This window comes from Stenotrophomonas sp. I18B00994 (assembly GCF_014145825.1).
Taxonomy (GTDB): Bacteria; Pseudomonadota; Gammaproteobacteria; order Xanthomonadales; family Xanthomonadaceae; genus Stenotrophomonas; species Stenotrophomonas maltophilia.
Genome location: NZ_JACIUW010000014.1, coordinates 57,234 through 70,924, shown reverse-complemented (window position 1 = coordinate 70,924; position 13,691 = coordinate 57,234). Strand labels below are relative to the sequence as shown.

10 protein-coding genes are annotated in these 13,691 nt (G+C 66.2%); 5 read left to right on the top strand and 5 right to left on the bottom strand.

Annotation, left to right across the window (positions count from 1 at the left end; translation table 11 throughout):
• Positions 1 to 65: 65 nt before the first annotated feature.
• The 5 genes from H4O10_RS15625 to H4O10_RS15605 all read right to left on the bottom strand — a co-directional run bounded on the left by H4O10_RS15625 (position 66) and on the right by H4O10_RS15605 (position 5,882).
• Positions 66 to 1,367, bottom strand: coding sequence for an amino acid permease (locus H4O10_RS15625; RefSeq protein WP_049453084.1), 1,302 nt, complete (start codon positions 1,365 to 1,367; stop codon positions 66 to 68).
• A complete protein-coding gene (locus H4O10_RS15620; RefSeq protein WP_033833648.1) occupies positions 1,364 to 2,125 on the bottom strand; it encodes a L,D-transpeptidase family protein in 762 nt (253 codons plus the stop codon). Before H4O10_RS15620 ends, H4O10_RS15625 begins: the two co-directional genes overlap by 4 nt.
• Positions 2,126 to 2,140: 15 nt before the next feature.
• A complete protein-coding gene (locus H4O10_RS15615; RefSeq protein ID WP_033833649.1) occupies positions 2,141 to 2,989 on the bottom strand; it encodes a MurR/RpiR family transcriptional regulator in 849 nt (282 codons plus the stop codon).
• A 361-nt stretch (positions 2,990 to 3,350) separates the two neighbouring features.
• Positions 3,351 to 4,445, bottom strand: a complete 1,095-nt coding sequence (locus tag H4O10_RS15610; RefSeq protein ID WP_033833650.1) for a dipeptide epimerase — start codon at positions 4,443 to 4,445, stop codon at positions 3,351 to 3,353.
• Positions 4,446 to 5,882 (bottom strand): SH3 domain-containing protein, encoded by a 1,437-nt coding sequence (locus H4O10_RS15605; RefSeq protein WP_049453473.1) that lies wholly within the window; start codon positions 5,880 to 5,882, stop codon positions 4,446 to 4,448.
• Positions 5,883 to 6,014: 132 nt separating this feature from the next.
• Here H4O10_RS15605 and H4O10_RS15600 point away from each other — a divergent pair, with 132 nt between their 5' ends.
• From H4O10_RS15600 to H4O10_RS15580, 5 genes are all read left to right on the top strand, one after another.
• The gene (locus H4O10_RS15600; protein ID WP_088470126.1) at positions 6,015 to 7,505 is read left to right on the top strand and encodes a transglutaminase-like domain-containing protein; all 1,491 of its coding nucleotides are present in this window, start codon (positions 6,015 to 6,017) and stop codon (positions 7,503 to 7,505) included.
• 51 nt (positions 7,506 to 7,556) lie between these two features.
• Positions 7,557 to 10,580 carry a TonB-dependent receptor gene (locus tag H4O10_RS15595; protein ID WP_012478953.1) on the top strand — a complete coding sequence of 1,008 codons (3,024 nt, stop codon included), beginning with the start codon at positions 7,557 to 7,559 and terminating at the stop codon, positions 10,578 to 10,580.
• Positions 10,581 to 10,635: 55 nt separating this feature from the next.
• Positions 10,636 to 12,189 (top strand): serine hydrolase domain-containing protein, encoded by a 1,554-nt coding sequence (locus H4O10_RS15590; protein ID WP_049453470.1) that lies wholly within the window; start codon positions 10,636 to 10,638, stop codon positions 12,187 to 12,189.
• Positions 12,122 to 12,835, top strand: a complete 714-nt coding sequence (locus tag H4O10_RS15585) for a M15 family metallopeptidase (protein WP_033833654.1) — start codon at positions 12,122 to 12,124, stop codon at positions 12,833 to 12,835. The genes H4O10_RS15590 and H4O10_RS15585 overlap by 68 nt, the downstream gene beginning before the upstream one ends.
• Before the next feature lie 399 nt (positions 12,836 to 13,234).
• Positions 13,235 to 13,606: a hypothetical protein gene (locus tag H4O10_RS15580; RefSeq protein ID WP_012478956.1), complete on the top strand. Its 372-nt coding sequence runs from the start codon at positions 13,235 to 13,237 to the stop codon at positions 13,604 to 13,606.
• Positions 13,607 to 13,691: the final 85 nt, after the last annotated feature.

Here is a 13,691-nt window from a genome sequence, read left to right as displayed (position 1 = left end):
TTAACGGCCCGGTCCGGCAGCGTGATCACCAGATCAATCCGCCGGGCATGGCCCGGCGCTATTGGTCATCCGGCGTCGGCATCTTTTCGCGGCAGCTTGTAGATCACCGCGCCGATGGCGAACGCCACCAGCGCAGCAGCGATGTTCTGCCAGCTGGCACTGGCGAACAGCGCCAGGCACAGCAGCAGCGCCAGTACCGGAATCAGCGGGCCACCCGGCAGTTTCAGTGCGCCCGGCCGGTCCGCATAGCGCTTGGCCAGCACCAGTACCGCAGCGGCCGTTCCGATGTAGGCGAACAGGCGCGTGGTCATCGACAGCAGGGCCAGCTGCACGAACGAACCGGACAGGGCCAGGCCGAGTGCGATCAAACCCTGGCACAGGATCGATGCGGCCGGGGTGTGGAAGCGCGGATGCACCTGCGCCAGGATCTTCGGCCCATAGCCATCGCGGGCCAGTGCGAACAGGAAGCGTGGGCCCATCATCATCGTGTTGCTGTTGGTGCCGAGGATGGAGATGGTCGCGCCTACGGTGAGGATCAGCGCCAGTGCTTCGCCGCCGAAGCCGGCAGCGGCATCGGCCAGCGGCGTGGCCGAGCTGGCCAGGCCGGCCAGCGTGCCCTGTGCCACCACCTGCACCGCGCCGTAGATGACGGTGACGGTGATGATCATGGTGATCAGCGCGAACGGAATATCGCGACGCGGATTACGGTACTCGCCGGCGGCGGCCGGGATGTTCTCGAAGCCGGCGTAGGCGTACAGCAGCAGCAACGCGGCCTCGCCCATGCGCTGCAGGTCGTGCGGGTCGGGGCGCTGGCCGGAGAAGGCCAGCTGCGGGTCGATATAGAACGCACCGATGGCCACGAACAGCAGCAGCGGCAACATCTTGCCGATCACCAGCACCACGCCGGTGCGCGCGGCCGAGCGCACGCCGATGATGTTGACGGCGGTGAGGAAGCCCAGCGACACCACGATCACCGCGATGCGCCCCATGCCGGCACCGGCCCACGGCCAGAAACGCGCGACCGCATCGGCCAGCGCGTTGCTGAGTGCGGCCGCCGAGCTGATGCGGGTCAGCCAGATCATCCAGCCGATCTCGAACCCGGCGAAGCGCCCGAACGCCTCGCGTGCATACAGGTAGCTGCCACCGGGCTCGTCGAAATAGCTGGCGGCCTGCGCGTAGCACAGCACCAGCAGGGCGACCACGATGCCGGCAGCGACCACGCCCCACAGGCTGAAGGGGCCAAGCAGGGCGACGGTGGCGGCCGGCAGCAGGTAGATGCCGCTGCCGATCACATCGTTGATCGACAGGCCGACGATCTGCCAGCGGCTGACCGCGCGCTGCAGCTGCGGTTCGTCCTGCGCGCTCAACGGGCGTCTCCGCGCAGTGCGGGCAGTTGCCACTGGGCCTGCAGGCGCGTGTACTCGGCGCGCGGCAGCAGCACGAAGCGCGGCGCATCCTGCGGCCGCAACCAGTCCAGCAGGGCTTGCATGCGGGCCTGCGGCATGGCGGTGCAGCCGGCCGTGGCCTCACCGGGTTGGCGCCACAGATGCGCGAAGATGCAGCTGCCCTTGCCGGGCTGGTTGTCCGGGTTGTGGGCGATCACGAAGCCTTCCTGGTAACGCACGTCGCCCCTGTTGTGCAGATCCAGCCGCATCGGCTCGGTGGAGCCTTCCACAGCTGCCTTGCCGACCTTCTTCTCATCGACGATGCGGTTGTAGAACGGCGAACCGGACACATCCATGCAGTAGCTGCTTTCGAGCATCGGCTGGTAGGCCATGGCCGTGCCTGGTCGTGTGACGGCATAGCCGAACGCGCTGCCGAGCGCGAACACGCCTGCCGGGCTGCGGCCATCGCCTTCCTGCTTCTGCGGGCCATCGGCCTGCGCCGGGTGCAGGCCCAGGCCCCAGGCGCTGCCGGTGCGGCCCAGTGCCACCGGGAACGCCTCTCCATGTGCGTGCCAGCCCTTGCCATCACGCACGTAGGCCTGCAGCTGGCCCTGTGTGCTGTCCCAGCTTTCGCTGGTGACCACGATCAGCTGGCGCGCACCCTGCAGCGGCGCAGCGTGGACGGATGCCGCCGCGGCAAGCAGCAGTGCAGCGGTAGCGAGACGGACCAGGGATTTCATCAACAGGTGCTCCGGTCAGGAATCCAGCAGGTGGTCGATCCGCTCCAGGTTCACCGCCAGCTGCTGCTGGCGGTCCGGATTGGTGTGGCAGAGCAGCACGAACAGGAAATCGAGCAGGGCGTGCATGGCGCTACGGTACAGCAGCTGCGCGACCTGCGGCGTGCGCTCGTGCGCGCACACCACCAGCGCTGCGTCAGCATGCGCGCGCAGCGGGTTGGCGGTATGGCGGGTGATGGAAATCACCTTGCCACCCATGTCCTGGAACTGGCGCGACAGCTGCGAAAGCTGAGGCAGGTTGCCGAATTCGGAGAACACCAGCAGCGCATCACCGGGGCGCGCGGCCGACAGGTTGGCCAGCATCAGGATCGGGTCGGTATGCGGCACCACCAGCAGGCCGAGCAGCGACAGCCGCATGGCGAACTCGCGCGCGAACAGGCCGTCGTCACCCAGGCCGTACACGAACAGCTTCGGCGCGCCGTCGAGCAGCTGCACGATGCGCTCGATCTCCTTGCGCGGGTTGGCCTGGCGGGTTTCCTCTTCGGCCTGCGCCTTGCTGCGGCGCAGGGTGTCGCCCAGGCGCAGGTAGTCGTCGCCGCTGTCGGGTTCGCTGGGGGCCTGCTGCGGATCGGCGCCAGCACGGGCGACATCCTGGCCGATGGAGTACTTCAGGTCCGGGTAGCCCTTGAAGCCGAGCTTCTGGCTGAACTTCACCACGCTGGACTGGCTGATGCCCAGCGCGCTGGCCAGTTGCTGGGACGAGTAGTCGCGCAGCAGGTGGGCGTTGTCGAGGATGAAGTCGGCGATGCGGCGCTCGATGGCCGACATCTGCCCGCGCTCGGAACGGATCTTCAGCAGGGGCGGCATGCGGGGTGTCCGGGCATGTGTAGGCGCGTTGCGGTTGGCAGCGTAGAGCGTGCCATGGAATGGGTCGGGCGGGTTCCAGCCGCGAAGAGGTTACGGGATGCAGTTGTTGCCTTTGACGTTGAGTCCGCCTTCAAGCGAGCCGAGCACCGCAGGTCCGGCGAGGGCGAAGAGGCGCGGGTGTCTGAGCGCAGCGAGTTCCGCGCCGTCCCTCGGCGGACCGAGGAGCGCAGGGCACCGACGTGCGCAGCACGTCGGCTCGCGGCCGGGGGAGCGTTTCTTTTGGTTACTTTTCCTTTCGCGAAAAGAAAAGTAACGCGCGACCCAGCGTCAGTGGCACGCAACGTCAGCCGCAGGGCAGAGATCACCCCAGCATCTCCAGCCCACGCACCTCAGTAATGCCCAGCCCCGGCACGTCGCTGATGCTGATCTCCGATTCGTTGAAATGCACGCCGCCGCTGACCGGGTCGAACTGGCCCAGCGAGGGACCGTCGAGGTCAACCTTGGTGATCACATCACTCTTGGCCACGGCCAGGTGCACGGCGGCGGCCACGCTGATGCTCGACTCGATCATGCAGCCGATCATGCACGGCACGCCGTAGATGCCGGCGATGTCGGCGATGCGGATCGCATTCGACAGGCCGCCGGTCTTCATCAGCTTGATGTTGATGATGTCGGCCGCGCGCTGCTGGATCAGGTCCATCACCTGGCTCGGGCTGAACACGCTCTCGTCGGCCATCACCGGCGTGTTGACGCGATCGGTGACGTACTTCAGGCCGCTGATGTCAGCCGCCTTCACCGGTTGCTCCAGCAGCTCCAGCACCACGCCGGCCTCTTCCAGCGTACGCATCGCATGCACCGCCTGCTTGGCGGTCCAGCCCTGGTTGGCATCCAGTCGCAGCAGGGCACGGCCTTCCACGGCGGCATGGATCGCCTTGACCCGTTCGATGTCCAGTCCGATGTCCTTGCCGACCTTGATCTTCAGCGACTCGAAGCCGCGTTCGATCGCCGACAGCGAATCGGCCACCATCTTGTCGATGTAGTCCACGCTGATGGTGATGTCGGTGGTGATCACCGGGTCGCCACCACCGAGCATCTGGTACAGCGGCGCACCGTGCAGCTGCGCCCACAGGTCGTACAGCGCGATCTCCACCGCTGCCTTGGCGCTGGTGTTGCGCTCCATCGCGGTCTGCACCAGCGTGCACAGATGGTTGAGGTTGACCACGTCCTGGCCGATCAGGCGCGGGGCGATGAAGTGGCGGATCGCTTCGATGATCGAGCCGTGCGTATCGCCGGTGATCACCGCGGTGGCCGGGGCTTCACCGTAACCGGTGTTGGCGGTGTCGGTGCGGATCAGTACGACCACGTCTTCCACGGTTTCCACCGTGCGCAGGGCAGTCTTGAACGGCGTCTTCAGCGGCACGCGCAGCATGCCCAGTTCGATGGCAGTGATCTTCATTCAGGGGGTCTTGGCCCGCAGGCGCTGGATGTTGGTGATGCGGTCGATGTAGCGGACGGTATCGCTGGCCATCATCGGCTCCAGCGGCGTGACCGAAACACCATTGAGATGGGCCTGCACACGTCTGCCGTCGGCACCGAACCAGCTGCCGCCCGCCGTATCGTGGATCACCCAGGTGCGGCCGTCGACGTGGCCAATGGCCATCATCACGTGGCCGGGGATGTAGACCAGGTCGCCGACCTGTAGTTCGCTGACCGCACGGTCGCGCGCGGCCTTGCCGACCTTGTCGGTGAACGGCAGGCGATCCAGTGCCGGGCTGACCGCCTGCGCACTGGTATTGCGCGGCAGCAGCACGCCGAAGCTGCGGTAGATCTCGGAAACGAACCCGCTGCAGTCGCGGGTGTCGTAGTCGTGGCCCCAGCCGTAGCGTTCGCCCAGGAACTTGAAGGCCTGCTGCAGCAGCAGGCGCGGGGTCAGTGGCAGGTAGTCGGCGGCGGTGTCCTGCGAGCGCGGCAGCAGCGCCGGTACGAGCTTCAGACGCCCATCGGCCTCGCGCACCGGCAACTGCACCACCCACGAGGCATGCGCCTGCTGGCCGTTCACGGGTTCTGAAGCGGGCCAGTCGGCCAGCACCGGCAGGCGTACGCCCATGTCCAGCTGCAGGCGCGATACGCGCGGTTCCTCCGGGGTGTAGGCGGTCTGCGCGGTGGCGCCGGTGATGATGCGGTACGGGCCCTTCGCGCCATAGCCGAGCACCGTGGCCTTGTCGCCGCTGGCGATGGCGTCGGCTTCGATCCACGCGCTGTAGCGCTCGCTGTGCACGAACAGCCAGCGGCCGTCGGCACTGCGGTGAACCACCGCGACCTTGTCGCCGGGGAACAGCGCCGATTCCTGGAAGCGGTCGATGTCGGTGTCACCGGCGGTGCTGAAGACGCGCTCGCGGGTGGGGAAGGTACGCAGTGCCGCGCGCTTCACCACCAGCCCATAGGCCGGTGCCACCTGGGCAGGAATCGCATCGAGGCCGAGGTTGGCTTCGATGCCGCTGCGCAGCGCGGGAGCGATGGCCTGGCCCGTCTCGTTGAACAGTGCACGCGTGGGCCAGCGGGACAGCGCGCTGATGCTGGCACGCACCGTCGCCGCATCAAGCTGGGCGGGCAGTGTGGCGATGTCCTGGATATGGTTGTCCTGCACCCGCATCCGCGCGTTCTGCGCCTCGATCTGCGCGCGATCCAGAATCGGCGCATCAGCGTTGTCCAGGCGCGCGGCCCAGTACTGCGGGGTGAGGTAGGCCTCGTGCAGGCCGATCACATAGGGCAGCGGCGCACCCGGGTCGGGCGGTGGTGCCGCCTGTGCAAAGGCTGGTGCGGCCAGCAGGCACAGGGCCAGGGTCAACCGGCGCGGCCAACGCCGGTGCGGTTCGCGGGAAGCCAGGCTCATGCGGTGCACACCCTCCTCGAATGCCTGTTGGAATATTTATTCCTTTTGGCATCGAAAGCAAGAATAAATTATTGACCGGCATCCCGGCCCGTGTTACACAGCCGTTACCACCCGCGCTGGGGAAGTGTCGCTGTGGATCCTGCCTTTCGCAAACCGCGTCTGCCTGCTGCTGCCGGCCTGTGTGCCGCGCTGCTGCTGTGGGTGTGGTCGGCGGGAGCGGAACCGCCGCCCTCGGCCGTCCAGTTTGCGCGCGTCGTGCAGATGATCGACGCGGGACGGTTCTTTGAAGCTCACAGCGAACTGAACACCTGGTCGGCCGCCGACGCGGCGGAGCCTGGCGTCAGTTTCGACGACATCGCGTTCCAGGAAGAACGCATGCGCCGCATCCGCCTGGATTTTTCCCTCGACGAAACCGCCGCCAAGGCGGCCGTGCGCCGCTGGATTCCCGACCTGACCGACGAGGAGTTCGCGCGCTGGGATCAACTCGGCCTGATCGAGCATCTCGATATCGATGGTACGCGTCGGTATTTCAAGCGCGCACCGTCGAACCTGTTCCTGCTCAGTGACGAAGCACGCGAACGCCGCCGCGCGGATGCACCGATGCCGGCGCCGGGCCCGAACGAAGTGCTCAACGCGCACCACGCGCGCGTGCTTGCCGCAGCCGAACAGAGTGGCCAGGCGTCCGTACTGCCGCAGCGCATTGAGTTCACCCAGTCGCTCACGGTGAAAGCCGATGCCGTCCCGGCGGGTGAAACCGTACGCGCCTGGATTCCATACCCGCGCGAGATCCCCGGCCAGCAGGAACAGGTGCAGTGGCTGGGCAGCGCCCCGGCCAAGGCACGGGTGGCACCGGCCAGTACCCTGCAGCGCACGGCCTACCTGGAAGCCAAAGCCGTAGCCGGCAAGCCGACCCGGTTCGAGATACGCTATGCGGTAACGGTCTTCGCGCGACACACCGCGATCGATCCCGCGAAGGTGCTGGCCACCTCGAATGATCCCGCATTGAAGCCCTATCTGGCCGAGCAGCTGCCGCATGTGCGCTTCACCCCGGCGCTGAAGCTGTTCTCCGACCAGGTGCTGCAGGGCGAGACGCGCCCCTATGAAGTGGTGCGCAAGCTGTTTGCCGCCGTGGACCGCATTCCATGGGCCGGTGCGCGCGAATACTCGACGCTCAGCAACATCAGCGATCATGCGCTGCGCGCCGGCCATGCGGATTGCGGCCAGCAGACCCTGCTGCTTATCGCGCTGCTGCGCATGAACGGCATTCCTGCACGCTGGCAGTCGGGCATGGTGTTCTCCGACGATGGCAGCGGCTACAACAACCTGCATGACTGGGGACAGGTCTACCTGGCGCCATACGGCTGGCTGCCGATGGACGTGACCACCGGCGCGCTTGCCAGCGATGTGCCGGCCCTGCGCGATTTCTATCTGGGTGGCCTCGACGGCTACCGCATTGCTTTCAACGACGATTTCGGCCAGCCCTTGGTGCCGGCCAAGCAGCACTTCCGCTCGGAAACGGTCGACTCGCAGCGTGGCGAGGCCGAGTGGGCAGGCGGCAACCTGTACTTCGACCAATGGACCTACGACTTCCAGTGGCGGGTACTGCCAGCCAGGCAACGCTAGCGCGACACATCGCATTCCACACCATTCAATTCTTGCAGGAGAGAGCAGGGGATGAAGGCTTACAGCATCAAGCGGGCGGCGTTGTGCGTCGCCCTCGGGGCGTGTCTGGGCGTAGTGCTGCCCGGCATCGCGATGGCACAGAACGTGAGCGGTGCAGTCGCCGGCCGTGCAACCGCCGGTGACCAGGTGACCGTGGTCAGCAGCAGCACCGGCCTGACCCGTACCGTCACCGTAGGCGCCGATGGCAGCTACCGCCTCGGCCAGCTGCCGGTGGGCGACTACCAGCTGCAGCTCAGCCGCGATGGCCAGAAGCTGGGCGACCAGGTATCGGTGAGCGTTGCCGTCGGCGGTACCACCACGGTCAACCTGGGCAGCGGCGGCGGTGTCACCAACCTGGATGCACTGCAGGTGGTTGGCACCCGCGTGGTCAACCGCGTGGATGTGTACTCCACCGAAACCTCGTTCAACATCAACCGCCAGGAGATCTCGCGGCTGCCGGTGGCGCAGGACCTGTCCGCGGTCGCGCTGATGGCGCCGGGCGTGGTCGGCGGCAACTCGTCATTCGGAGGCCTGTCGTTCGCCGGTTCATCGGTGGCCGAGAATGCGGTCTTCATCAACGGCCTGAATGTCACCGACATGTATACCCGTCGTGGCTTCAGCACCGCGCCGTTCGCCTTCTTCAAGGAATTCCAGGTCAAGACCGGTGGCTACTCGGTCGAGTTCGGCCGCTCCACCGGTGGCGTGATCAATGCAGTGACCCGTTCGGGCAGCAACGAGTTCGAAGGCGGCGTTGAAGTCACCGCCGAGCCCAGTGCGTGGCGCGCCAGTGGCGGCGATCATTTCCACCGCGATGGCACCCCGCATTCCTACGGAAGCCGCGACAACAACTCGTTCCTGAAGACCAACGTCTGGGGCTCGGGGCCGATCGTCAAGGACAAGCTGTTCCTGTTCGCGATGTACGAGGACCGCAGCGACAAGGGCCACAACACCTCGTCCGATGGCAGTACCTGGTTCAAGAACGACTCCGGCAACGGCTTCTGGGGCACCAAGCTGGACTGGAACATCAACGACAACCACAGCTTGGCGCTGCTGGCGTTCTCCGACGAGGGCGATGTCACCAACGCGTCGTACGGCTACAACTGGAATGCGGACCGGATCGGTTCCTGGGGCGGCGACTCGGTCACCGAGACCGGCGGCCGCAACTGGTCGGCCACCTACACCGGCCACTTCGGCCAGAATTTCACCGCGCGCGCCATGGTCGGCCAGAACAAGCAGCGTGCCTTCACCAATTCGTCGCTGGACCAGGCCTGCAGCCCGGTGTTCACCGACAGCACCTACGGCCCGCGGCTGGGCAAGCTGCAGGGGCTGCGCGCGGGCTGCCACCCGACCGGTGCGGCGGTGGCCGAGCGCGATGACACCCGCGATGTCGCGCGCCTGGATTTCGAATGGCAGCTCGGTGATCACCTGCTGCGCTTCGGTGTCGACCGCGAACTGATGACCACCAAGCAGTCCACCCGTTATCCAGGGCCGACCGAGCTGAGCTACACCGCCTACGTGGCGCGCCCCGGCGATGAAGTGTGGGATGGCGCAAACGCCTACGTACCGGCTGGCGTCACCGAGATGCTGCGCGCTCGCAACCGCCGCTCCGGCGGCACCTTCGAGACCGAGGCCAATGCCTTCTATCTGGAAGACATCTGGAACATCACCCCGAACCTGATGCTGAACCTCGGCGTGCGCTGGGACCGCTTCGAGAACCGCACCGCCGCCGGCAAGGCGTTCATCAAGATGGACGACCTGATCGCGCCACGCGTCGGCTTCTCGTGGGACATGCGCGGTGATGGCAGCACCAAGCTGTTCGGCAACGCCGGCCGTTACTACCTGCCGGTCACCAACAACATCAACGTGAACTTCGCCGGTGGCCTGACCGACGAATACAGCTATTACGTGCTGAACGGCTGGGAGCAGAAAACCTCGCCGACCGGTTCGCCGTACATGGCACCGATCGTCGGCCAGCAGATCGGGCCGACCGACACCCGCATGAACACCGGCGGTGCCGACCTGCGCCAGAGCGTGGACCGCGACCTGAAGGCGGTCTACCAGGACGAATACATCCTGGGCTTCCAGAACATGATCAACCAGGCCTGGTCGTGGGGCGTCAATGCCACCTACCGGCGCATGACCCGCGCACTGGATGACATCCGCATCAACTACACCCCGTGCGGCCCGACCCCCAGCACGCTGTGGCCGATCGCCAACCCGGGCGAGAGCCTGACGATCTGGGGCGACAAGAGCATCGGTTGCGCCAACGAAGGCTGGATCACCATCGACACCGCCAACAGCGGCTATCGAAAGGGCGGCAGTGGCGAGGTGATCGGTTACTCCAAGCCCAAGCGCACCTACAAGGCGCTGGAGTTCCAGATCGACCGCGCCTGGGACGAGAAGTGGATGTTCAACGCGTCCTACCTGTGGTCGAAGAGCGAGGGCAACTTCGAAGGCCCGGTAAATTCCGATACCAACTACGGCGACACCGGCATGGTGCAGTTCTGGGACCACCCGGCCACCAATGAACGCTATGGTGTTCTGTTCAACGATTTCCGCCATCAGTTCAAGCTGCGTGCCGCGTATGCGCTGAACAAGCAGTGGTCGTTCGGCACCACGCTGCAGGTGCAGTCCGGTGGCCCGATCACCGCCTACGGCGTGATGTGGCCGAACGACTCCATCGCCGGTGGCAGCACGTCCAGTGAAGGCAGTGGTGGTGGCACCGGTTGGCTGTGCGTGGCCAACTGTTCGGGCCCGTACAACCAGCGCCAGTTCGAGTACAGCCCGCGCGGCGCGTTTGGTCGCCTGCCGTGGACCTGGACCATGGGCGCCAACGTGACCTGGCGCCTGCCGGTGGAGGGCATCGACCTCAGCGCCCGGTTGTCGGTGTACAACCTGTTCAACAACCAGAAGACCATCAACGTGCACCAGCGCTACGAGGCGCAGCCCGGCCAGTATCGCGAGGCGACGTTCGCTACCGGTACGCGCTGGCAGGCACCGCGCTACACCCAGCTGGTGGTGACCTGGAACTTCTGAGGCCACGATCCGCGCCGTCCACCGTGACGGCGCGGGCAATGGAGGGGCTGCCCGCATGCACCACCTGCTGATCCTCGCGGCGGCACTGGCCGCACCGTCCGCTTCGTCGGTCGACAGTGCAGCCATCGAGGCCGACATCGCGACCGTGGTCCGGGCCGAGCATCTGCCCGGGCTGGCCATGGCGGTGGTCGACAACGGGCAGGTGGTCTATCGCCACGCCGAGGGCGCGCGTGGCGATGGCGGCCGCATCGACGAGGACACGCTGTTCAAGATCGCCTCCAACAGCAAGGCGATGACCGCCGCGCTGCTGGCGCGGCTGGTGCAGCAGGGCACGCTGCACTGGGATGATCCAGTGCAGCGACACCTGCCGGGTTTCCGCATGCATGATGCGTGGGTGGGCGAGCAGATGCAGGTGCGCGACCTGCTGATCCACAACAGTGGCCTTGGCCTGGGCGCCGGGGACCTGATGCTGTGGCCGGAGCCGAACGCGTTCACCCGCGCCGACATCATCGCCGGCTTGGCGCATCTCAAGCCGGTCAGCAGCTTCCGCAGTCACTACGCCTACGACAACCTGATGTATGTGGTGGCCGGCGAAGTGGCGGCGGCAGCGGGTGGCAAGCCGTATGACCAGCTGATGCGCGAGCAGGTGTTCGAACCACTGGGCATGACGCGCTGCCAGGTGGGTGCGTGGTCGGTGAAACGCGTGGGCAACGTGGCACAGCCGCATGCCTGGCGTGGTGAACGCAACGAGGTGGTGAACGCCGATGCTGCGATCAGCCCGGACCTGCCCTCGATGGCGGCGGGAGGCATCCGTTGTTCGCTGGGCGACATGACACGCTGGATGCAGGTGCTGCTCGATCCCGCGCTGGTGCCGGACTGGCTGGGCAGCGAGCAGCGGCGCACGCTGTGGACCCTGCACATGCCGATGCCGTTGGGTGAACGCCAGCGGCGCTGGGACAACGCGCATTTCTACGGCTATGGATATGGCTGGCGGGTGTCGGACATGGACGGGCAGTGGAAGGTGGCGCATACCGGCACGTTGTCGGGCATGTACTCGTCGCTGGCATTGCTTCCTGACCGCAGGGTCGGCGTGGTGATGCTGATCAACGGCGAAGGCGAGGATGCACGCACGGCGCTGATGCAGGCCACGCTGAAGCGCTTCACCGCACCAGACGATGCGCGCCCTGCGATGGAGTACCTGGCCGAACTGAAGGCTGACCGGGCAGCGCAGTCAGCATCTGGCCATCAACGGCCAGCGACCACCGCCGCACAGCCGGCACGCGGCAATGACCTGCCGCATTGGCAGGGCCGCTACTCCGACCCCTGGCTGGGCCCGGCTTCGCTGTGCCCGGGCAAGGATGGCCTGCGCTTCAGCGTGGACAAGTCGCCCAGGCTGCAAGCGGCCGTGCTGCAACTGCAGGGGCGCTGGCTTCTGCGCTGGGATACGCTGGGTGACGAGGCGCAGGCGTGGCTGCAGCCGGGCGAGGGCCCGGCACCGACACTGGACCTGCGCGCCATCGATCCTGACATCGACTTCAGCTATGACTTCCAGGACCTGCATTTCACTCGTACTGGCGACTGCCCTGGCGGCGACCGCCAACGCCGCTGAGCCACCGCGCGTTTCGCCGGCCACTGATGCGGCCAGCGCCGGATTGGTGGAGATCCGCACGTTGTCGCCAGGCATCGACATGGACATCCGATACGCCAATGCCAACAACTTCACCGGCGCGCGCGTGCCCGGTTATGAGGCGCCGTCCTGCTACCTGCTGGCGCCCGTGGCGAAAGCGCTGGCGCAGGTAGAACAGAATCTGCGCGCGCAGGGCTTTGGCCTGCGCCTCTACGACTGCTACCGGCCGGTGCGCTCGGTGCAGGCCTTCATGGCCTGGGTGAACGATCCGCGCGAACTCTCGCGCAAGGCACAGCAGTACCCGGACCTGGACAAGCCACGGCTGCTGGCCGACGGCTACATCGCCGAGCGCTCTGGCCATAGTCGTGGCGCCACGGTTGATCTTGGCCTGCTGGATTGCCGCACTGGCGCCTGCACGCCGCTGGACATGGGCACCGACTTCGATTTCTTCGGCCCGCGCGCGCATACCCGGACGAGCGGGTTGAGCACTGTGCAGCAGGCGAACCGCCAGCAGCTGGTGCAGGCGATGGCGCGCCGTGGCTTCGTCAACTATCCGCAGGAGTGGTGGCATTACACTCTGCAGCCCGAACCGGATCCCGGCACCGCGTACGACGTGCCAGTGCTTTAGGTGGTATCGGCAGGGCTGCGCCCTGCACCCGCGGTAGTGCCGGCCGCTGGCCGGCAACATCAGACGCAACAGCAACAGCGTGCGTTCCGTGGGTTGGCTGGGCGGTGCCGGAGTGCGGGGACGCCGTAAATCCGTCCATGGAGGCTTGGCAGCCGCATCCATGCGGCTGACACCCCGCACTCCGGCACCGCCCAGCCTCTGACAGTTTCCCGCGCGGTCCGTTGTAGAGCCGAGCCCATACTCGGCTGCTCTTTGTTCGTCGGCTGCTTCTTGTTCAATCGTCGCGATATTCGATCTCGATGGAGATTCATCCACGCATGGCGTGGATCTACTGTGGCTACCGGATTGGGTCCGGGGCAGATCCCTTACACTGGCCGCCTCTTCATCCCTGCCCACCCGATGAACCTTCCTCTGCACTTCGGCCTGCTCGGTACCTTGGAAGCCGGCGCCATCGCCCTGCTGGTCGGGCTGCTGGTGTACTTCCTGTGGTCGCAGCTGTGCCGGCTCCTGCACTGGACAGCGGGTCACGCGATCGGGTGGTCCTGTGTCATCGCCGTGATCATCTCCGCCGGCATCGATGCATGGAAGCTGTTCTACATGGGCATCGTGCGGCTGGAGTCGCCGCTGTACGCGCGCCTGTTCCTGGCAACCATCCACGATCCGAACGAACTCGGCAGCCGCGTGGTGCTGGAAATCGCCGGTGCGCTCGCCGGTGTTGCGCTCGGCTGGGTGTTGTTCAGTTCGCGGTCATCGGAAAAAACCGTCGACTGAAGCAGGTTTTTCGTTGGTTGCCGGTTAAATCCGGCAGCGCTGAATGCGCATCTTATGAGCTGCTCACTTGCTGCTAACCACCGTG

Coding starts and splice junctions, on each gene's coding strand:
- H4O10_RS15620 (WP_033833648.1), bottom strand. CDS start 2,125: ATGAAATCCCTGGTCCGTCTCGCTACCGCTGCACTGCTGCTTGCCGCG.
- H4O10_RS15615 (WP_033833649.1), bottom strand. CDS start 2,989: ATGCCGCCCCTGCTGAAGATCCGTTCCGAGCGCGGGCAGATGTCGGCC.
- H4O10_RS15610 (WP_033833650.1), bottom strand. CDS start 4,445: ATGAAGATCACTGCCATCGAACTGGGCATGCTGCGCGTGCCGCTGAAG.
- H4O10_RS15605 (WP_049453473.1), bottom strand. CDS start 5,882: ATGAGCCTGGCTTCCCGCGAACCGCACCGGCGTTGGCCGCGCCGGTTG.
- H4O10_RS15595 (WP_012478953.1), top strand. CDS start 7,557: ATGAAGGCTTACAGCATCAAGCGGGCGGCGTTGTGCGTCGCCCTCGGG.
- H4O10_RS15590 (WP_049453470.1), top strand. CDS start 10,636: ATGCACCACCTGCTGATCCTCGCGGCGGCACTGGCCGCACCGTCCGCT.
- H4O10_RS15585 (WP_033833654.1), top strand. CDS start 12,122: ATGACTTCCAGGACCTGCATTTCACTCGTACTGGCGACTGCCCTGGCG.
- H4O10_RS15580 (WP_012478956.1), top strand. CDS start 13,235: ATGAACCTTCCTCTGCACTTCGGCCTGCTCGGTACCTTGGAAGCCGGC.